The 20854-nt window shown below is 29.0% G+C and carries 16 protein-coding genes; all 16 read left to right on the top strand.

Translation table 11 applies throughout. The features are described 5' to 3' along the window. Positions 1-19: 19 nt before the first annotated feature. Positions 20-424, top strand: coding sequence for a F0F1 ATP synthase subunit epsilon (locus tag HMPREF1983_RS05810; protein WP_021753369.1), 405 nt, complete (start codon positions 20-22; stop codon positions 422-424). 85 nt (positions 425-509) lie between these two features. Then, a complete protein-coding gene (locus HMPREF1983_RS05805; RefSeq protein ID WP_021753368.1) occupies positions 510-1445 on the top strand; it encodes an acetylxylan esterase in 936 nt (311 codons plus the stop codon). Position 1446: 1 nt separating this feature from the next. After that, entirely contained in the window at positions 1447-2280 is an 834-nt protein-coding gene (locus HMPREF1983_RS05800; RefSeq protein ID WP_021753367.1) for an acetylxylan esterase, read from the top strand. A gap of 189 nt (positions 2281-2469) precedes the next feature. Next, complete coding sequence (locus HMPREF1983_RS05795) at positions 2470-3774, top strand: hemolysin family protein (RefSeq protein ID WP_021753366.1); 1305 nt, start codon at positions 2470-2472, stop codon at positions 3772-3774. 153 nt (positions 3775-3927) lie between these two features. Next, positions 3928-4782 (top strand): pur operon repressor, encoded by an 855-nt coding sequence (purR, locus tag HMPREF1983_RS05790; RefSeq protein WP_021753365.1) that lies wholly within the window; start codon positions 3928-3930, stop codon positions 4780-4782. Then, the gene (gene glmU, locus HMPREF1983_RS05785; protein ID WP_021753364.1) at positions 4775-6151 is read left to right on the top strand and encodes a bifunctional UDP-N-acetylglucosamine diphosphorylase/glucosamine-1-phosphate N-acetyltransferase GlmU; all 1377 of its coding nucleotides are present in this window, start codon (positions 4775-4777) and stop codon (positions 6149-6151) included. The genes purR and glmU overlap by 8 nt, the downstream gene beginning before the upstream one ends. Positions 6152-6469: 318 nt before the next feature. Next, positions 6470-7777 (top strand): DRTGG domain-containing protein, encoded by a 1308-nt coding sequence (locus HMPREF1983_RS05780; protein WP_021753363.1) that lies wholly within the window; start codon positions 6470-6472, stop codon positions 7775-7777. 17 nt (positions 7778-7794) lie between these two features. Continuing rightward, positions 7795-8781, top strand: a complete 987-nt coding sequence (locus HMPREF1983_RS05775) for a DHH family phosphoesterase (RefSeq protein WP_040461159.1) — start codon at positions 7795-7797, stop codon at positions 8779-8781. Positions 8782-8857: 76 nt separating this feature from the next. Continuing rightward, a complete protein-coding gene (locus HMPREF1983_RS05770) occupies positions 8858-12637 on the top strand; it encodes a PD-(D/E)XK nuclease family protein (RefSeq protein ID WP_021753361.1) in 3780 nt (1259 codons plus the stop codon). Positions 12638-12986: 349 nt separating this feature from the next. Continuing rightward, entirely contained in the window at positions 12987-14000 is a 1014-nt protein-coding gene (locus HMPREF1983_RS05765) for a methionine ABC transporter ATP-binding protein (RefSeq protein WP_021753360.1), read from the top strand. Then, on the top strand, positions 14000-14662 hold the full coding sequence (locus tag HMPREF1983_RS05760; protein ID WP_021753359.1) for a methionine ABC transporter permease: 663 nt from the start codon (positions 14000-14002) through the stop codon (positions 14660-14662). The genes HMPREF1983_RS05765 and HMPREF1983_RS05760 overlap by 1 nt, the downstream gene beginning before the upstream one ends. 216 nt (positions 14663-14878) lie before the next feature. Beyond that, positions 14879-16381, top strand: a complete 1503-nt coding sequence (gene dltA, locus HMPREF1983_RS05755; protein ID WP_021753358.1) for a D-alanine--poly(phosphoribitol) ligase subunit DltA — start codon at positions 14879-14881, stop codon at positions 16379-16381. A 1-nt stretch (position 16382) separates the two neighbouring features. Then, entirely contained in the window at positions 16383-17543 is a 1161-nt protein-coding gene (gene dltB, locus HMPREF1983_RS05750) for a D-alanyl-lipoteichoic acid biosynthesis protein DltB (RefSeq protein ID WP_021753357.1), read from the top strand. Between the two features lie 10 nt (positions 17544-17553). Beyond that, a complete protein-coding gene (gene dltC / locus HMPREF1983_RS05745) occupies positions 17554-17784 on the top strand; it encodes a D-alanine--poly(phosphoribitol) ligase subunit DltC (RefSeq protein ID WP_021753356.1) in 231 nt (76 codons plus the stop codon). Between the two features lie 4 nt (positions 17785-17788). Further along, the gene (gene dltD / locus HMPREF1983_RS05740) at positions 17789-18961 is read left to right on the top strand and encodes a D-alanyl-lipoteichoic acid biosynthesis protein DltD (RefSeq protein WP_021753355.1); all 1173 of its coding nucleotides are present in this window, start codon (positions 17789-17791) and stop codon (positions 18959-18961) included. An 878-nt stretch (positions 18962-19839) separates the two neighbouring features. Next, positions 19840-20493 carry a fructose-6-phosphate aldolase gene (gene fsa / locus HMPREF1983_RS05730; protein WP_040461154.1) on the top strand — a complete coding sequence of 218 codons (654 nt, stop codon included), beginning with the start codon at positions 19840-19842 and terminating at the stop codon, positions 20491-20493. Positions 20494-20854 lie beyond the last annotated feature (361 nt).

Below are 20854 nucleotides of genomic sequence, written 5' to 3'. Positions count from 1 at the left end.
TACAATAGGAGGGTAAATTATGAATACTTTAAATGTAAGTATTGTCACTCCTAATGGAGAAGTTTACAGCACAAAAGACGCTTCAATGGTTGTTCTTGGAACTACCAGTGGACAACTGGGTATCATGGCAAACCATGTTCCAATGGTTGCGTCATTAGCGATAGGACCGTTAAAGGTGGTGTTTCCTGACGGGAAAGAAGAACGCATAGCTGTAAGTGAAGGATTTGTGGAAACACATAAAAATGACATAACTGTGATTGTTCAGACGGCAGAGTGTGCTGATGATATTGATGTAGAACGTGCTAAAAGAGCAAAAGAAAGAGCGGAAAAACGCTTATCTGAAAGAAAAAGTACACTTGATGTAAGACGTGCAGAGTTGGCGTTGGCTAGAGCATTAGCTCGTCTAAAAGTTACAGAAAAATAATTGATAAAAGAGATGCGATGTGCTTGTCGCATCTTTTTTTTACGTTTATAATAATTTAAGAGAAAATATAAAGAAGTGGTGAAATATGAATTTAGAAAAGTACATTGGGGCATGGAAAAAACCGAATAATTTTGATGAATTTTGGAATGGAAAACTGGATGAGATAAGACAGGTTCCTTTGGACTATAAAATAATAAAAAAAGAATTTTCTAATTTTAAAAATATTGAGTATTATGATTTATACTTTACAAGTTTTGACGGTGCTGTGATATACGCAAAATATATAAAATCAAAATTAAATAAACCTAGTCCTGTATTATTTTATTTTCATGGGTATCCGGCGTCCAGTAGAAATTGGTTAGAAAAAACAGCCTATACTTCCCTAGGGTATTCGGTATTAGCTATGGATTTTCGTGGACAAGGCGGAAAGAGTGAAGATATAGGTGGAATTTACGGTTCAACTGTCTTCGGTCATATAACAATAGGTTTAGATAGTATAATTGATAATTTACTTTATGTGAAAAATATAATGGATATGTGCCTTTTAGTTAGAATAGCCGGTGAGTTGGATGGAGTGGATAAAAATAATTTTGTAACTTATGGTGCATCACAAGGAGGAGCTTTTTCCATTATGTGCGCAGCTTTAAATAAAAATATTAAAAAATGTATTTCGTTGTATCCGTTTCTATCTGATTATAAAAAGGTTTATGATTTAGATAGAGATACCGGTGCTTATGGGGAACTTAGATTATACTCGCGTTGGTTTAATAATGATGAAAAGCGTAATAAAGAAATTTTTGATAAACTAGCTTATATTGATACAAAAAATTTCTCCAGTAAAGTTAGAGCAAAGGTACTGTTTGGAATGAGCGGCGTGGATAGTGATTGTCCTTTGGAAACACAGTATGCAGTATTCAACAATCTAATTTGTGAGAAAAAATTATGTTTTTATAAAAAATACGACCATGAGGCGATAGCTTCTTATAATAACGAAATATTCAAATTTTTATTGGAGAAATAATATGAAATTAATTAAAAATAGGAAATTTACTTATACAAAAGAAAAGATAAAATTAGAACATCTGGGTGCAAACTATTTTAGTATAAAATTTTTAGCGGTGGATAATTCGAATATTTATGCAGACATGATCGTTCCGAAAGGGAATATAAGAGGAGTTATAATCGAATTTCCGGAATATGAAATGCAAAACAAGGATTATTTAACTCTTAGCCGATATTCAATACTGGGATATGCAGTAGTAAGTGTTCACGTCCGAGGGCAGGCAGGAAACAGTGAAAATAAACAACCGGGGTCAATCTATTTTCCGTATGTAGAAATTTTTAATGATAAACCTTATTACAAATTTGTTTATCAAGATGCTCTTGATATAGTTCAGATAGTAAAAAAAGAATTTTCCAATATTGAGTTATTGTTGTTTGGAGTGGGGCAAGGAGCTGCAATTAGTGTAGTTTGTGCGGCTTTTAATAAAGATATTAAAAATCTGTTTATCGCCGATATAGCTTTGTGTGATTTTAAAACAATTTATAAAGAAAATGAAGATGAGGATTATTATTTAGCAATAAGAAAATTCTCAAAAAATTATCCTGAAAAAGAAGATTATTTATTAAAACAATTAGCCGAAATAGATATACTGAACTATGTAGTCAGTGTGGAAAGCAAGGTATATTATTGTTTTTCACAACTTGATGTAAAAACGCCTAAAAATTGCCAAGAAAAATTTTTAGCATTATTAAAAAATAAAGAAGTAATTAGTTATCGAAAATTGGAATATAAAGAAATTTTTCAACATCCCTTTGACGATTTTATATTGAAGAAATTATCAGAACGAAATTAATAACGAATATATATTTAACGGAGTTTTTGTTAATAATTAACAATATGGTAGCAAATATATGCTGTTATTTTAAAATAAATTTAATATTAATAAAATAATAGCAAGATCGTCGTAACATTTGAAAAAATAACATATATATAGTAAAATTATGAATAAGTTATATCAAGAAAGAGGTTAAATTAAACCGTTATGGATCTCAGTATCTTAATAAAAATTTTAATAATAATATTATTACTTATGGCTTCGGCTGTTTTTGTAATGTTTGAGTTTGCATTGGTAAAACTTCGACCTACTCGTGTTAAAGAAATAGCGGAAGAAGGGAATAAAACAGCGAAGATATTGTTAGTTATGGTGGAACAGTTAGACCATTATTTATCAGCTACACAATTAGGAATTACAATCGTTTCGCTTGGGTTAGGTTGGTTGGGAGAATCAACGTTTCATGCGTTATTTAGACCGTTATTCGATTTGGTGCACTTAAATGAGACTTTAACACATACTATTTCATTGGTAGTTTCATTTGCGTTTATGACATTACTGCATGTGGTACTGGGTGAGTTAGTTCCTAAAACAATAGCTATTCAAGCGGCAGAGAAAACTTGTTTTAAAGTCGCATGGCCAATGTATATGTTTGATAAGGTGATGAGACCTTTAGTTTGGTTGCTTAATTCATTAGCGAACATTGTTGCAAAATTATTTGGTTTTGAACCTGCGGCAGAACATGATGATATTCACAGTGAACAAGAATTACGTACCATTATGAAATTATCTCGGGCACACGGACAAATTAATGATATAGAATATCGTTATGTAGAACGTGTCTTTGAGTTCGATAATAAAATTGCAAAAGAGATTATGACACCGAGAACAGAAGTAGAGGCTATTGATATGAGCGATTCTCTTGCTGTTATAATGCGTCAACTAAAACAAGAAGAGTATACTCGTTATCCCGTTATAGAAGACGGAGATAAAGATCAAATTATCGGGATACTGAACGTTAAAAAATTGTTGTTTACTGATAAAAAGTTAGAAACCACAGAAGATTTGGAAGAGTACATTACCCCTGCTATAAAGGTATTTGAACATACTCCGATTTCACAAGTATTAGCTACAATAAAACAAAATCGTGAACACATGATTGTTATAACAGATGAATACGGTGGGACAAGCGGAATAGTTACCTTAGAAGACATAGTGGAAGAATTAACCGGTGAAATTCGTGATGAATTTGATGAAGATGAACAAAGTTTAATAAAAAAATTAAAAAATGGTCATTATTTAATCGACGGTTGGGTTCCTATTCAAGATGTAAATGCTTTGTTTCATGTTCAATTACCACATGAAGAAGTTGATACCATCGGTGCGTATGTTTATTTAGAAAAATATGAAGCGAAAGTTGGGGCGGTGTACTCAATAGATACCTTAACTTTCATAGTAAGAAAAGTAGAAGAAAATCAAATAAGAACTCTTGAGGTTTGGAAAGACAATAAATAGGCTTCAGTTAACGACTGAGGTCTGTTTTATAATGTTAAAGCGAATATTACAATAATTGAATACTTTAACTATGCGTTAAATATAAGGTTTTACTTTACTAATACGAACAATAATGATATTATATACATATAATATACGAATTAGGAGTATTACATGAAATTAAAAAGAAGCGAACGAATAGTGGTAATGACGGAATATTTATTAAACAATCCGAATAAATTAATTCCACTTACTTATTTTGTATCAAAATTTAATCAAGCAAAATCTTCGATAAGTGAAGATATTTATATTATAAAAAACGGTTTTAAAGAAGAAAAGATTGGTGAAGTTAAAACATATGCCGGAGTGAGCGGTGGTGTTATTTTTACCCCTACTTTAGTGGAAGAAGATGCGGTAAAAATACTTAATGAGTTTGTAGAAAAAATAAAAGAGGGAGATAGACTTCTTGCCGGCGGGTATATATTTATGTCGGATATAATCGGTAATCCAAGTCTGATGAATAAGCTGGGACGTGTAATTGCCACAGTTTATAAGAATAAAGAAATTGATGCTGTTGTTACTGTTGCGGCAAAAGGGATACCGGTTGCATATGCCATAGCTTCTATTCTAAATAAGCCTGTAATTATTATTCGTCGTGATAATAAAGTAACAGAGGGAACAACTGTTGCGATTAATTATGTATCAGGTTCTACTAAAAAAATTGAAACAATGATTTTATCAAAACGTAGTTTAAAATCACAATCAAGAGTATTGTTAGTTGATGATTTTATGCGAGGTGGTGGTGTTCTTACCGGAATGGAAAGTCTTATTAGTGAATTTGATGCTGAAGTTATAGGGAAAGTAATTATTACTCAATGTTTTGATTCAGTAAGGGAACATGAGGAAGATTATTTATATTTATCAAAAATAAATAATATTGATGAATACAACGGAACATTTGATGTTAAATTAGGTAATGTTATAGAAAAATTAAGACAAGCGGAAAATGAGGAATTAAAAAATGAGTAATAGATATGCGGTGATATTAGCGGCAGGTAAGGGTACGCGAATGAAATCAAAACTATATAAAGTTTTGCATAAAGTTTGTGACAGAACTATGGTTGAACTTGTGTTGGACAGTTTAAATGATTTGAAAATGGACGAGGTAATTACAGTAGTCGGTCATGGTGCCGAAAAAGTAAAAGAGGTACTTGGAGATAGAACGAAATTTGTTTTGCAGGCAGAACAATTAGGGACGGCACATGCTGTAAAAGCAGCTAAAGATATGCTAAAGGATAAGAACGGAACGACTATCGTCATGTATGGGGATACACCTCTTATTCGACCGGAAACCATTAATAATATGTTGGATCATCATGAACAAACAAAGGCAAAAGCAACGGTATTGACGGCATATGCGGATGATCCTTTCGCATACGGAAGAATTATTCGAGATATCAACGGTAAACTGGAAAAAATAGTAGAAGAAAAGGATGCTACAGAACTGGAAAAACAAGTTAAGGAAATTAACTCTGGAATTTATTGTTTTGATAATAAATTATTGTTTGAAATGTTGGAAGAAGTAAAAAATGATAATAAACAAGGTGAGTATTATTTACCGGATGTCTTATACTTAATTAGAAATCGAGGGGAGATAATCGAAACTTATCTTTGTAATGATTTTGATGAAACATTTGGAGTAAATGATAGAGTAGCGTTGGCATATGCGGAAAATGTTATGAGAAATAGAATTAACACTAAACATATGTTAAATGGAGTTACTTTGGTTGATCCGGCCAACACCTATATCGCTCCAAATGCTGTCATAGGAAGAGATACGACAATTTATCCGAATGTGACGATTAAATCAAATACCGTTATAGGAGAAGATTGTCAAATCAAGCCAAATTCATATTTAGAAAATTCTATAATTAAAAATGGCGTTAAAGTATTATCATCAACCGTTACAGACTCTGTTATCGGTGCCAATACGAGAATAGGCCCGTATTCTCACATTAGAAACAACTGTGTCCTTGGAGAAAATGTGAGAATTGGTAATTTCGTAGAACTAAAAAATACAAAATATGGGAACGGTTCTAAAACGGCACATCTAAGTTATTTAGGTGATACAACTGTAGGTAGCAACACCAATATAGGTTGTGGAACAATAACTGTAAACTATGATGGGAAGAATAAATATCGCACTACCATAGGAAGTGATACATTTATCGGTTGCAATTCTAATTTAATTGCACCGGTAGAAATAGGAGATGGTGCTATTGTTGCAGCGGGAACAACGGTAACTAAAAATGTACCGGATGATGCGTTGGTAATAGCTAGGGCAAAACAAGAAAATAAAATCGGTTATGCTAAAAAACTTCCTGCGGGGAGAAAATAGAAATATATTATACTTTAACTGAATTTAAAAGTGTTATACAAAAATATAGAAAATAAATTTTAGTAAAATTAGTCACATTTTTTCAGAAAATAATTTATATTTCTGTATATGTATGGAAATACTAACTGTGTAGAAATTTTAAATAATTTATTTTACCGATTTAACTTATATTACAAGAGTGGAACAGAAGAAAATATATTCTGTTTCACTTTTTAATTTCTTGAAATAAGTACATAAAAAGTATATAATTGATAGTAAGCGGAAATGTATTAAATTTTTAACATTGTATTATAATAAAAAAAATAAGGAGTTATTAGATTGAAATCAAAACATCAAAAAATATTAGAATATATAAAAAGTCTGCCTATAGGAAGTAAAATTTCTGTAAGACAGGTGGCAAAAGAATTAAAGGTTAGTGAAGGAACTGCATACAGGGCTATAAAAGAATCTGAAAATAGAGGGTTTGTATCATCTATCGAAAGAGTTGGAACTGTTCGTATTCAGAAAAAAGAACGTGATAATGTAGAAAAATTATCTTATTCAGAAATAGTAAATATTGTAAGTGGACAATTAATTGCCGGTCGTGGTGGTGTTCATGAAATTGTTCAAGATTTTGCGATAGGGGCGATGGATTCCGAACAAGTAGGGCAGCATATTAGACAAGGAACGCTATTAATTATCGGAAATCGTCCGAAAATCATAGAAATGTCATTAGATAAAGGATGTGCCATTTTAGTGACAGGCGGTTATATTCCTAATGAGAATATAAAAGCAATGGCGGATAAAAAAAATCTACCGCTTATAATTACACCGCATGATACTTTTTCTGTAACGCATTTAATTAACCGTGTTACGAATGACCAAATTATTAAACGTGATATTATTACAGTAGAAAGTATTTACATTAAAGTTGAAAAATTATATACCATTAATTTGAATGATACCGTAAAAGATTGGTATGAACTTCAATTACAAGTAGGTCATACTCGTTATCCGGTTGTTAATGAATACGGAAAATTAGTCGGTATAGTTACAGCACGTGATGTTTTCTTAAAAGAGAAAGATTCTCTTATTAAGGAGGTAATGGAGAGAAAAGTAGAAACAACTACGCTTGATACACCAATATCTTCAGTAGCTAATACAATGCTTTCTGAAGGGTATGAATTAATGCCTGTAATTGATAACAAAAATACTCTTTTAGGTGTTGTAACACGAAAAATAGTTATAAACTCATTATTAACTAATAATCGTTTCCAAGAAGGGCATAATAACGATACATTTGATGAAATTATGAGAAAAGGTATTGTGCCACGTGCCGACGGCTTGCAGGTAAAAGTAATACCGCAAATGTTAGACCAATTCGGTACTTTTTCCGGTTCAGCGTTGTTAAGTATTATAGATGAATCAATTCATATAACCAGCTATAATTACAACAGAAGTGAAGTGCTTATGCAAAATACGTCATTATACTTTTTAAAATCAGTTCCATTAGATAGAACTATAACTACAAAGGTTACTATTTTGAGTATAGGAAGAAAAACTGCGAAGTTTGATGTCGAAGTATTTGATAAAACCGACTTGGTGGCTAAAGCAATGGTAACATGTCAGGTATTCCAAAGAAATTAGTAGAAAGAAGAATTGTAATGAATAAAAATTATGAAACATTATATGAAGAAATCTTTCTTAAAATAAAAGAGAGTGATAAGATTATTATTCATCGTCATGAAAGACCCGATCCGGATGCTTATGGTTCACAAGGAGCAATGTACCAAATAATTAAAGTCAATTTTCCTGAAAAAGAAGTAATAACAGTTGGAAAAGACTCACCCTCATTATGTTTTTTATTTGAAAATAAAGAAGTAACGGAAGAAGATTACAAAGATGCGTTGGTAATTATAACAGATACTGCAAATTTCCCAAGAGTAGATGGTAAATTATTTACAAAAAATAACTTTTTAATAAAAATAGATCATCATCCGCCGTTGGATAATTACGCTGATATAAATTTGGTTGACACGGAAGTTTCGTCGTGTAGTGAGTTGATTTATAATTTCTACACTTATATAAATAAAAAATATGGTATAGTATTAAATGATGAAGCGGCAAAATTATTGTATTTAGGTATAGTAGGAGATACAGGAAGATTTTTATTCCCAAATACAAGTGCCGATACTTTAAGGGTTGCCTCAGAGCTTATTAAATATAATTTTAATATGAGTAAGTTGTTGGATAAAATGGAAATTATTGATGACAATATTATGCGTTTTAGAGCGTTTATCTTTGATAATTATAATGTTTATCACGATGGGGTGGCATATTTAAAAATTACTAAAGAGGATATGGATAAGTATAAGGTAGATCCGGGGGAAGTATCAACCGGCGTAAATTTAATCCGTAATCTAAAAGGACTATATGCTTGGTGTTTTGCTATAGATGAAGGTAATAAAGTTCGTGTGAGATTACGTTCTAAAGGACCTATTATAAATACACTTGCAGAAAAATATGCAGGTGGGGGGCATCCTATGGCAAGCGGCGCAACCGTAAAAAATTGGGCTGAATTAGATGATTTACTTGACGATTTAGCAAGATTGGTATCTGACTATAGAAAAGAAAATGAAATTTTAGATTAAAATAAAAATAAGGTTGGGTAGATGATAATTTACTCGACCTTGTTATTTAATTATAATAAGATATAGGAGGTGTGATATGCAGTTAGATCTATTAATTTCACCGAGCGGTTTTGGGAAAACTAATTTTATACTTAATGATATAGATAAAAATAGAAAAAATAGCAAGATAATAGTTTTAACGCCGGAGCAAAACAGTTATAATTTTGAAAAATTATTATGTGAGAAATTTGGCGGTACTTTTAACATTGATGTTATGAATTTTTCCAGTTTAACAAAAAATTTATATAAAAAATTAGGAATGGACACTTCAAATTCTTTAGGAGATGATATTAAACCATTTTATTTTTATAAAGCGGCCTTAAATTTAAAAGACAGTGATAATTTTTTAGTAAGAAGAATTTTGCAAGATAGTAGTTTTATAGAAGTGGTACAAGATATTATAAGAGAATTAAAGCAGTATAAAATAACTATTAATAGATTGGAAGATTATTTAGAAAATAATAAAAATCTGGAAGAATCTCATAAAAATAAACTTGAAGCGATTTTGGAAATTTATCTGGAATACACAAAATTGATAAAAAAATCTTTCTTAATGGATAAAGAAGACTACATAGATGAGTTTTTACTTTATTCAAAGTATTTAGATTTAAGTAATTATATTTTTTATATAGATGCTTTTTACAATTTTTCTTTGCAAGAGTACAGTTATATAGAAAAACTAATTCAACTTTCTAAAAGAGTAGTATTTAGTGTAATAGCAGATGCAAGCAGATATTTCAATGTAAATTTGAAACAGGTGGCAGAAGGTTATGAAATAGAAAATTTTAAATACAATAAATTTTATTTGGCGAATCTTCATAGTGACAATAAATATAAACTTGATATGTTTAGAAAATCCCATGAGGTAGTCGCTAATTTGAATGAAATACTTAGAAAAAATTCTAATATTGATTTTAATATCATTGCTATGGTAAAAAATAAAAATATAGATACACTATATTTTAAAATAAAAGAGGATACAGTTATAAAGTCTAAAATTATAAATACTCATATCGGACGTTTTAAAGGTGTATCTAATGAATACTTAGCTAATAATTATTATAAAGCATTTAAGTCTTTAAAAGAATCGGACGACAGTATAAAAATAATACGTGCTAAAAATAAGGAATTAGAAGTAAAACAAGTAGCAAGAGAAATTTTGAAATTAAAATCAAGTAAAAATATTTTAGAAAATGATATAGCAATTCTATATCGGGATAATGCTTATGAGAACTATGCTAATATTTTTAATGATTATGGTTTAGTCATTCACCTTGATAAAGATGAAGATGTAAGTCATCATCGATTAATAAAATTTTTAACATTGTCTTTAAACTTTGACCCTAAAAATTTTAAAGATAGTATAATAAAAATATTAAAAACACGTTTGACAAATATTGAAAATATTTATAAGCAAAAAATGTTATCAGTTATTTTATTCAATGATAGTAAGTTAAGTAAAAATGAGTTTGATAAAAGGGTGAAATTATTAGATAAAGAAAAGCTAACCGGTACGATTACCGGAGATATTTCTATTGATGACATCGATAATATTTTAACAAGAAAATTAATAACAAAACTTGAAGATTTAAAAACAGATTATTTTGCGGAACCTATTTTTGATTTTAATGCAGAACAATTATTTGTGTTGGCAGAGGTTTTAACTGAACTAACAGAAAAAATACGGGCTATAGTTAATGGAAAAAATAAAAAAATAACAGCTTATATAAAACAAATAGAACAGTTATTTAGTTATTGTGATATTAAAATGACTTTAGATAAAGAAGATGGTGAGTATGATAATATAGAAGATCTGAAAATAGATAGTATTGATCGTCAAGTTTACAAAAAAACATTAACTTTATTAGATAGTATAAATAATAATTTTAAAAACGAAGTATTAAGCTATAATAAATTTGTTGATTTATTAACTATAGGTTTATCAAAAATAAAATATCGTAGTATCCCCGAAATAAATAATTCAATAATAATGTCAACAATGGATCTTGCAAAGGTTGAAAATAAAAAAGTTGTTTTTGTTATTGGGTTTAATAAAGAAGTTCTTCCGAAATCTAAAAAAAGTGGCTTATTAGATGATAATGATAAAGAATATTTTATTACAAAAGAGTTATATATATCCCCGACTGTAAAAGCTTCATTGATAGATGAAGAGTTTGTCGCTTATATAGCATTAACAAGGGCAAAGGAATGTACATATATTAGTTACAGTAGCATTGATAAGAGTTTTAAAGAAAGTTTTGCCTCTACTTATCTAAATGTAGTAAAATCTATGTTGGTTAATATTTCAGAAAAAGAAACGGATAAAATATTGGAGTTTAATATTAATAATTATAAATATTATTTGGAGAATATAAATGAAATCTACACAGCGCAGGAGTTTAATTACTTATTCATAAAAATGTACCGTCGTTACCAAGAGGTGAAAGGTAGCGAAACAAAAGAAGTTTTTCTATTATCACAATTAATAACGTTTTTTATAAATAACTATATTGGCTTGAGAGAACAGGAAACTAAGATAGAAACAGAAGTTTATTCAGAGTTGAATGATAGAGTATATTTTTATAATAATAATGCGGTGAGAAATTATCTGCCTATGATTATAAAAGATTACAAATTTAAGTTATCAGAAGAAAATATTAATAAGTTTTTAGAGATTCGTGGAGATAAATTTTCAAATTTCAGTATTTCCAAAATTTCTGATTTTGAAAAAAATCCGTATTTATTTTTTATAAAAAGAATATTGGGAGTTAAGGAAGACAGTAAAGTAGAACTTGACAATTTAGTAATAGGAAGATTTTTCCATGCGGTGTTAGCTGATGAAAAAATTATAAATTTTATAAAAAAATCGGCGAGTAAAATAGACTTAGAATATTTGGAAGATACGGAAACTATAGAATTATTTAATATTCAAGAGAAGATAGAGAGTGTAGTTTACAATTCTACTAATAAAGATATACTGGGAACTCTACAATTTATTAAGATTTTAAATACATATAGTTATAATTTAAAAATATTAATTAAACGTTTAGTACTAGCTGTTGCAATAGAAATTAAGTATGTTGCTTTGACAAAATATGAACCGAAATTTTTAGAGAAAAAATTTGAGTTAGTTATTTCTGAAGATAAAATTAGTTGTAAGGAGTTAGAAACAGGTAATGTTATAACTAAACAATTAGAAAGAACATATAATGTTCCGTCTTTGAAATTTACCGGAACAATAGATAGGATAGATGTTTTAAATAAGAATATTTCGGTTATAGATTATAAAAGTAGTGAAACAAATTTTAAATTAGATATGTTGGAATTGGGATTTGTTTCACAGGTTTTAACCTATGCTCTGGCGTGTGAAATGCTTCTTAATAAAAAAAGTGATGATATTTTCGGTGTTTTTTATAGAGAAATAGCAAAAATCGGAAAAGAGCTAAGTAAGTTTAGATTAAGAGGAATAGCTAACAGTGATTTAGTAAATCTTAGTGAGTTTAAAGAAATTACAGGTGATATTATGTATCTTCGCATTACAAAAAAAGGAATACATGGTTCGGATGTTCATAAAGCGTACAACAGTAGAGAACTTTCAATAATAACGGCTAAAAATTTAGATAACATAATGGTTGCTTTAGAAAAAATTTATACATTTGAGTATGTATTGGATGATTATGAAGTATTGGATAACTATACGTCAGAAAAACAAACTCTATATAACTATTCATCTAATACTGATACAAGGTTAGAATATAAACATAAAGTAGATATTAACAAAAAAGAATTAAGAAAGAAAATTTTGGAAAGAAAATAATATTAAATTATCAGAAAATTTCACTCTTTTATCTTGACAATAATTTTTTATAGTGATATAATTTGAGTAATCTTAATAAAAACCAAAACTCAAATAAGTACAAGATGTCTATAATTAATAGAGAGTGTCGGTGGCTGAAAAGACATATTATAAAATTTTGGAAAATGGTTTGAGTGGTTAATGAAGTAAACGTTATGTGAACTTTATTCGGGTATCCACGTTATAGGAGAGGCTATGTTGGTAGCTGGGAAAGTAAAAAAATAAGGTGGTACCGCGGATGACGCCCTTATTCTGCATTTGCAGAGTAGGGGGGTCTTTTTTATTTATTATAATTTGAAAGGAGAAATATATGATTGAGTTAAAAAATGTTAACAAAATTTATAACAATAAGGTTCATGCCTTAAAAGATATTAATTTAAAAGTGGAAAAAGGTGATATATACGGCATAATAGGTTATTCGGGTGCAGGGAAATCAACGCTTGTTAGATTGTTAAACGGTTTGGAAGTTGCAACAAGTGGCGAAGTTATTATTGATGGTGAAGATTTTAATAAAATTAATGAAGAGCAACGTCGTTTAAAACGTCAAAAAATTGGAATGATTTTCCAACATTTTAACTTACTGTGGAGTAGAACGGTTGCTGAGAATATTGCTTTTCCATTGGAAATTTTGGGAAAATCAAAATCTGAAATTAAACCAAGAGTAAGAGAACTTGCTAAATTAGTCGGTTTAGAAGATAGATTAAATTCTTACCCGTCGCAACTATCAGGAGGACAAAAGCAACGTGTCGGTATTGCACGTGCTTTAGCGGGGAACCCGACAATTCTTTTATGTGATGAGGCAACAAGTGCATTAGATCCGGAAACAACTGCGGAAGTACTTAATTTAATAAAAAAAATTCATGCTGAGACTAATATTACAGTAGTACTTATCACCCATGAAATGAATGTTATAAAAACAATCTGTACAAAAGTGGCTGTTATTGATAATGGAGGAATAGCGGAGAATGGTTTAGTTACCGATGTATTCTATCATCCGAAACAAGAGGTTACGAAAAAATTCTTAAGTCAAACATCGTTTGCTTCACAAACTGAGGAACAAGAAAATATTAAAGAATGGAAAGAAACATTTACTGATGGTGTTATAATTAAATTTACATTTAGTAATAGCACTTCGAAAAAACCGATTTTAAGTACATTGGTAAAAGAAATAGATTTTGATTTTACGATTATTAACGGACATCTTGATAAGACGTCAGATGCAAATATTGGAACTTTATTTGTTCAATTAACGGGAACAGATGAAAATATCCAAAAAGCAATTACAAAATTAAATGAATTAGGAATTTTAACGGAGGTGTTATAATGTTTGATTTTTCACGAATTAACTGGGAAAAAGTACAAGAGAAGACAGTTGAAACGTTGATAATGACTTTTGAGTCGTTGATATTAGTTTTTATAATAGGGTTGTTTTTGGGATTGTTATTGTATGTTACATCAAATAGTAAAAGTACGTTCGGACGGGGATTTTATACTGTAATAACGGCAATCGTCAATATTTTTAGGGCAATTCCTTTTATTATTTTGATTGTACTATTATTACCGTTTACTAAAATTTTAGTCGGTAGTATTATAGGAGTGCAAGCGGCGATACCGGCGTTAGTTATTTCAGCATCACCGTTTTATGCACGTTTAGTAGAAATTGGTCTACGTGAAGTAGACAAGGGTGTTATTGAAGCGGCACGTGCAATGGGAGCAAAAAATTCAACAATTATTTTAAAAGTTCTTATACCGGAAAGTTTACCTGCGATTGTTTCAGGTATAACGGTAACAGCTATTGCTCTTGTCGGTTCGACTGCAATGGCAGGAATTATTGGAGCCGGCGGGTTAGGGAATCTTGCTTATCTTGACGGTTTTCAACGTAATAATAATACTTTGACATTTGTAGCTACAATACTAATTTTAATTATAGTTTTTGCTTTACAATTTTTAGGAGATGCGGTTGTTAAGGTAATAGATAAACGATAAAGTAGTTGAATAAAAAACAATAATCAATACGAGTGATTTTTTGACTTTGAATTATATTAAATAAAAGTTTTTAAAGTTTAATAAATTTTGAAAGGTGAGATTGAAAATAGATTTCTTTGAGATCATAATTTCCATCTCGCCTTTTAATTAATTTTTAATAACCTTTGTTAGAATTTGTAATATAATAGAATAATTATTTTTTAAGAGAGAGTTATTATGAAAAGCTATAAATTTTTAGAAAAAATAAACGAATATGAAAAAAGCCTAAAGACAGCTTACATTAATAATATTTATAAAAATGTTAGTCTTACTTATAAACAACTGTTAGAATATTCAGACAAATTTGCGTATTATATACAAGAGCGATTAGGTGATGATAAGACACCTATAGTTGTCTATGGTCATAAACATCCGTTTATGTTAGTGTATTTTCTAGCGTGTGTAAAATCAGGAAGAGCTTTTTGCCCTGTTGACACTAACACTCCTAAAGAGCGTGTGGAAGAAATAGTAGATACTGTTAATACTAAATTAGTTCTAATTACAGAAAACATAGAATTAGAATGTGAAACTTTAAGTGTAGAGTATGCAGAAAAAATTATTGCTACCGGTGAAAATCGAGTAAATCCTAAATATTATGTTAAGGATGAAGATATATATTATATTATTTTTACGTCCGGTAGTACGGGAAAACCTAAGGGTGTTTGTATTACTTACAATAATTTGAATAATTTTCTCAAGTGGTATACAGGATATTATAAAGAAAAAACAGACCTTATTTTTTTAGGTCATCCGCCGTTTTCATTTGATTTATCGGTTATGTCACTATGGCCTGCATTATTTTTAGGTGCTACTCTTATTCAAATAGATAAAAAGCATCAAAAAAATTTTAAAGATATGTTTATAGAACTGTCTAATTCTCATGCTGATATTTGGATTTCAACACCATCGTTTATTGAAATGTGTTTTACAGATGAAAGGTTTAATCATAATTTACTTCCGAAGGTAGAACAATTTATTTTTTGTGGAGAAAAACTTTTCAGTACAACTGTAGAGAAAATTCACAAGAAATTTCCCAATGCACAGGTTATTAATACTTATGGACCAACAGAATCAACGGTTATGGTTACATGGATAGAAATAACAGAAGAGATAAATAAAAAATATTCTACTAACTTACCGGTAGGTATAATAAAATCAGGAAGTCAGGTAGAAATAGTAAATCCGGATACTAACGGTAAAGGAGAAATTGTCATTATCGGCGATACGGTAGCTAAGGGATATTTTAAAAATAAAAAAATAACGAAGGAAAAATTTTCAACAGGTAAAGTTAATAATACGGTATATCGCAGTTATCGCACCGGTGATATGGGTTATTTTCAAGATGATTTGCTTTTTTGTGAAGGGCGGATAGATTTTCAGGTTAAGTTACATGGACATAGAATAGAGTTGGAGGATATTGATGCTAACTTATTAAAAAATAGAAAAATAAGGCAAGCAGTTACAGTACCTAATTATAAAGATGAAAAAGTTCATAGTTTAACTACATATATAGTCTATGATGAAAATATAGAACAACGCTTTGAAGTTATAAAAAAAATAAAATTGGAATTAAAAAAATTGGTTCCTGATTATATGATTCCTAAAAAAATAATTTTCTTAGATGAAATGCCGCTCAATAATAATGGGAAAATAGATAAGAAAAAATTAAAGGGGATGTAAAATGAATTATTTTGAAGGTAATGAATTTTTCTTTTTTCTTATCATAGCATTATTAGTTGGTTTTATACTGAAATTATTTAGAAAAAATATAGAATATTATATATTGTTATTATCAATTGTGTTTGCAGGTGTTATTTATGGCAAAAGCATGTCAATGTTGGGATGGCTGGTAATTTTTATTATATTTGAATATTTGTTAGTATTTATTGCCCAACGTAACACAAATAATAAAAAATTATTGAAATTATTAATATTTATTTCAATAACACCGTTGGTGTTTAATAAAATATTTACACTTATAAATATCCATCTTTTTGCTTTTATCGGTATATCATATATGTCGTTTAAAACAATTCAAATAATAGTTGAGGTATACGACGGGGTGATAAAAGAAAAAATATTACCTATAGAATATTTAAATTTCTTATTATTTTTTCCGACAATTAGTTCAGGACCGATAGATAGAAGTCGACGTTTTAAAGAAGATATAAAAAATAATTTATCAAAAAAAGAATATTTAGAGTTGGCGGGGGAGGGTATATATCGTTTAATACTTGGTCTTTTGTACAAACTTGTAATATCGACATATTGTTATCATTATTTGGTGATGTTGGCAAATCATGGAACATTTTTTTATTCGATAAAATATATGTACTTGTATACATTATATCTCTTTTTTGATTTTGCAGGATACAGTTTAATGGCTGTAGGGAGTAGTAATATACTTGGTGTAAAAACACCGTTAAATTTCAATAAACCCTTTTTAAGTATAGATATAAAAGATTTTTGGAATAGGTGGCACATCACATTATCAATATGGCTTAGGGATTTTGTATTTTCTAGAATATTTATTTCAGCTACTAAGAAAAAAATTTTTAAAACTCGTCTTAATACAGCAGTGTATGCATATATGATTAATATGACTTTAATGGGATTATGGCATGGATTGACATTTAGTTATATTACATATGGTATTTATCATGGAATACTAATGTCATGTTTTGAATATTATCAGAAAAAAGCAAAATTTTATAAGAAAAATAGAAACAAAAAATGGTACAAGATAGTAAGTTGGTTCATTACATTAAATTTAATTGCAATCGGTTTATTTATTTTCTCAGGAGAAGCAGAGAAAGTAATACGTGCGATACTAAAAGTATAGGAGTAGAATAATGAGAGAAGAAATATTAGATATGTTAGAAGAAATCTGTGAAGATGAAATTGTGAAAGAAGATTTAGATGTTAATATGAAAGAAGAAGGTTTGATGGATTCATTAGCTTTTGTAGAAATGTTGGCACATATTGAGGAAAATTTTGGTATAGTGATAGCTCCGACAGAAGTAACATATGAAGAAATTGATACGCCGAATAAGGTTATTAGTTATTTAAAAAATAGAGTATAGTTATATGGCGAAATTAAAAGCATTTATTTTAGCTGGTGTATTAGTCGTACTATCCTTGACAATACTAAAATGTACTTATGTAAAAAAAATAGAAAATTATTATAAAGTGGAGGATAATAGAGTTCGTTATAATATTTCAGCGGAAAAATATAAAAGTTACGATATATTAACAAAAAATATAACAAAAAACACTGCCGTTTTATTAGGTTCATCAGAATTAACGGCAACGATTAATGAAAAGTATCATCCAAAAAATATTTTTAATTATAACGATTTTAATATAATGCAGATAGGTGTAGGAAATTCACAAAATATTATTCATGCGGCGACACTGGGCTCAATAGGGAATGCTATACCTAACAATAAAGTTGTTATGATTGAATCTATTCAGTGGTTTGATAATAAAAACGGTATTCAGAAAGATGCTTTTGTTTCCAGAATTTCTGAAGAACATGTTTTTAATACTATGAATAATCCAAAAATAACGAAAAAAACAAAAGAAAAGTTTATTAACCGTGTCATAGAGTTAGCCTCAAATAATAAGGAAATGGCTAAAAAATTTGAAAGTTACAAAAGATATTTTATAGAAAATAAAGGCAGTGGTATTACTAAAAAATTTTTAGAATTAGATAATTATATTACCGAATTTAAAACAAAATACAAGTTTTATAAAAATAACAACATTGAAAATTATTCATTAAATGGAACTATGACACCTAATTATAATTGGGAAGAGCTTAAAGAACATTTTACAACCGAAGCGAAAAAACAAACAAGTAACAATGAATACACCATAGAAAATAGTTATTATAATAAATATATTCGTAATAAGTATGAAAGTTTAAAAAATATTTCAAAAAATACAGTATATGACGATTCACCGGAGTATAAAGACTTAGATATATTTATCTCCATTGCAAAGGATTTAGGTATTGAATTGCGTTTTGCACTTTTTCCGTCAAATGGTAAATGGAATGATTATACAGGAATTACTAAAGAGCGTCGAAAAGTTGCTTATGATAACATAAAAAGAATTGCTAAAGAAAATAATATTGAAATGTTTGATTATAGTGATAAAGAGTACGAAAAATATTTTTTATATGATACTATGCATTTAGGTTGGAGAGGGTGGATAGACTTTGAACGAGATTTATACAATTTTGCAAAAAAAAATTAATGATAAATATAGCTTTTTACTGTGGACGATATTTTTCTACGCAGTGCTTATGATAATAATTATTTATTGTCTTATGACGGACTTTTCCAATGTAAAGGAGTTTGTTTACAGTAATTTTTAAAATAAAAAACTAGAAGAAAACAATACATCGCATTGTTTAACTTCTAGTTTTTTTTGGTTTTTTAGTTTTTTTCCTAAGTTGTCCGATTAGAAAACCCACACCTTGACCGCAAAGGCTAAAGAAGATGTATCCTAAACCATAAATTAAAATATCAAAATTCAATATAATTGTACATGATATTAAATAGAAAATTCCAATTATAATTGAAAAGATATAGCTGAAATCAAGGTTGCTATACGCATATAGGAACGATATACAAAAACTTACAATAGGGTATATAAAAATAAGTAATAAAATAATCATCCCGGATTTATTTGATATAAAATATGAACACAATGGTAAGATAATAAATAAAAAGAAAGAAAAAATCAAGTATGGTACTTTTTCTAAAAACTTCTGCATAATGCTCCTCCTAAATATAGACTTATTCTATCATATATTGAAATAAAAGACAAATGTAATCGGCTGTTTAATGGGAATAGGCTGAGAGTATCAACATATAAATTATGAATTATATAAGTTTATAGTATCTCTAGTATAGAAATAGATGTTTCATTATTAGGCGTTATAGTATATTAATAAAGTTAAAATTTAGTTTGATTTTTGAAAGATAAATCTACTTGTATAAAAAATAATATAATAATTTTATAGTATTGTTAAGGGGGAGTAATAAAAATATTATGCACAATAATAAGATTTGAAATAGCTTTCAACGTATGATAAGATATATAAGTAGTACATGAAAGGAGATAAAATAATGAAATTTTTTATAGATACTGCTAACGTAGATGATATTCGTCTGGCAAATGATTTAGGTGTAATTTGTGGAGTAACTACCAATCCATCATTAATCGCAAAAGAGGGAAGAAACTTTGAAGACGTTATTAAAGAAATTACAGAAATAGTAGACGGTCCAATTAGTGGAGAAGTAAAAGCAACAACTGAACATTGGGAAGATATGGTAAAAGAAGCACGAGAAATTGCTAAAATTCATCCGAATATGGTTGTAAAAATTCCGATGACAGAAGATGGACTACGTGCTGTAAAGATATTAAAATCAGAAGGTATAAAAACGAATGTAACTCTTATTTTCAGTGCTAATCAAGCATTATTAGCCGCACGAGCGGGAGCGACTTATGTTAGTCCGTTTTTAGGACGTTTAGATGACATTTCACACAACGGTTTATTGTTAATTGAGGAAATTGTAGAAATATTCGCCAATAATGACTTAGATACAGAAATTATTGCGGCTAGTGTTCGTAACCCGATTCATGTAGTTGAATGTGCAAAACTTGGTTGTGATATTGCCACAGTACCATATAAAGTGATAAAACAGATGATTGCTCACCCACTAACAGAAATCGGTATAGAGAAATTCAAACAAGACTATAAAAAAGTATTTGGAGAATAGTGAATATTAACTAAGTGATAACTAATAAATAAGTCAACTAGTTATACTTTATTAGATAGTAAGAAAAAGTAAACCTTTAAAAAACTGGTATGTACTCAGAAATTTGAAAAATGCTAAGTAACACTGAGCTGCTTAGCATTTTATCCTTATTTTTTCTCATGCCCCGTATTTGATACATAGTCAAAGAAATTTTAATATTTGTTAGAGATATAAGTATGGTATATCACATTCAATTACATCTGTAAATGAATTAAAAGTAACTATAAACTAATAGTTAACAGTTCAAAATGGGGAAATTCGGCTGTTTTTTCGGTATTTTAAAGACTAGTACATTGGATTGTCAACACTTATTAAGACAAAT

Origin of the sequence: Gemella bergeri ATCC 700627 (assembly GCF_000469465.1) — a bacterium.
Taxonomy (GTDB): Bacteria; Bacillota; Bacilli; order Staphylococcales; family Gemellaceae; genus Gemella; species Gemella bergeri.
This window is presented reverse-complemented; position numbering and strand designations above follow the sequence as displayed.

What these genes read in the sequence shown, in the direction of transcription:
- glmU (WP_021753364.1), top strand. Translation starts at nt 4,775, where the DNA reads ATGAGTAATAGATATGCGGTGATATTAGCGGCAGGTAAGGGTACGCGA.
- fsa (WP_040461154.1), top strand. Translation starts at nt 19,840, where the DNA reads ATGAAATTTTTTATAGATACTGCTAACGTAGATGATATTCGTCTGGCA.
- HMPREF1983_RS05775 (WP_040461159.1), top strand. Translation starts at nt 7,795, where the DNA reads ATGAATAAAAATTATGAAACATTATATGAAGAAATCTTTCTTAAAATA.
- dltC (WP_021753356.1), top strand. Translation starts at nt 17,554, where the DNA reads ATGAGAGAAGAAATATTAGATATGTTAGAAGAAATCTGTGAAGATGAA.
- HMPREF1983_RS05795 (WP_021753366.1), top strand. Translation starts at nt 2,470, where the DNA reads ATGGATCTCAGTATCTTAATAAAAATTTTAATAATAATATTATTACTT.
- dltA (WP_021753358.1), top strand. Translation starts at nt 14,879, where the DNA reads ATGAAAAGCTATAAATTTTTAGAAAAAATAAACGAATATGAAAAAAGC.
- HMPREF1983_RS05800 (WP_021753367.1), top strand. Translation starts at nt 1,447, where the DNA reads ATGAAATTAATTAAAAATAGGAAATTTACTTATACAAAAGAAAAGATA.
- HMPREF1983_RS05770 (WP_021753361.1), top strand. Translation starts at nt 8,858, where the DNA reads ATGCAGTTAGATCTATTAATTTCACCGAGCGGTTTTGGGAAAACTAAT.
- HMPREF1983_RS05765 (WP_021753360.1), top strand. Translation starts at nt 12,987, where the DNA reads ATGATTGAGTTAAAAAATGTTAACAAAATTTATAACAATAAGGTTCAT.
- HMPREF1983_RS05805 (WP_021753368.1), top strand. Translation starts at nt 510, where the DNA reads ATGAATTTAGAAAAGTACATTGGGGCATGGAAAAAACCGAATAATTTT.
- dltB (WP_021753357.1), top strand. Translation starts at nt 16,383, where the DNA reads ATGAATTATTTTGAAGGTAATGAATTTTTCTTTTTTCTTATCATAGCA.
- HMPREF1983_RS05810 (WP_021753369.1), top strand. Translation starts at nt 20, where the DNA reads ATGAATACTTTAAATGTAAGTATTGTCACTCCTAATGGAGAAGTTTAC.
- purR (WP_021753365.1), top strand. Translation starts at nt 3,928, where the DNA reads ATGAAATTAAAAAGAAGCGAACGAATAGTGGTAATGACGGAATATTTA.
- dltD (WP_021753355.1), top strand. Translation starts at nt 17,789, where the DNA reads ATGGCGAAATTAAAAGCATTTATTTTAGCTGGTGTATTAGTCGTACTA.
- HMPREF1983_RS05760 (WP_021753359.1), top strand. Translation starts at nt 14,000, where the DNA reads ATGTTTGATTTTTCACGAATTAACTGGGAAAAAGTACAAGAGAAGACA.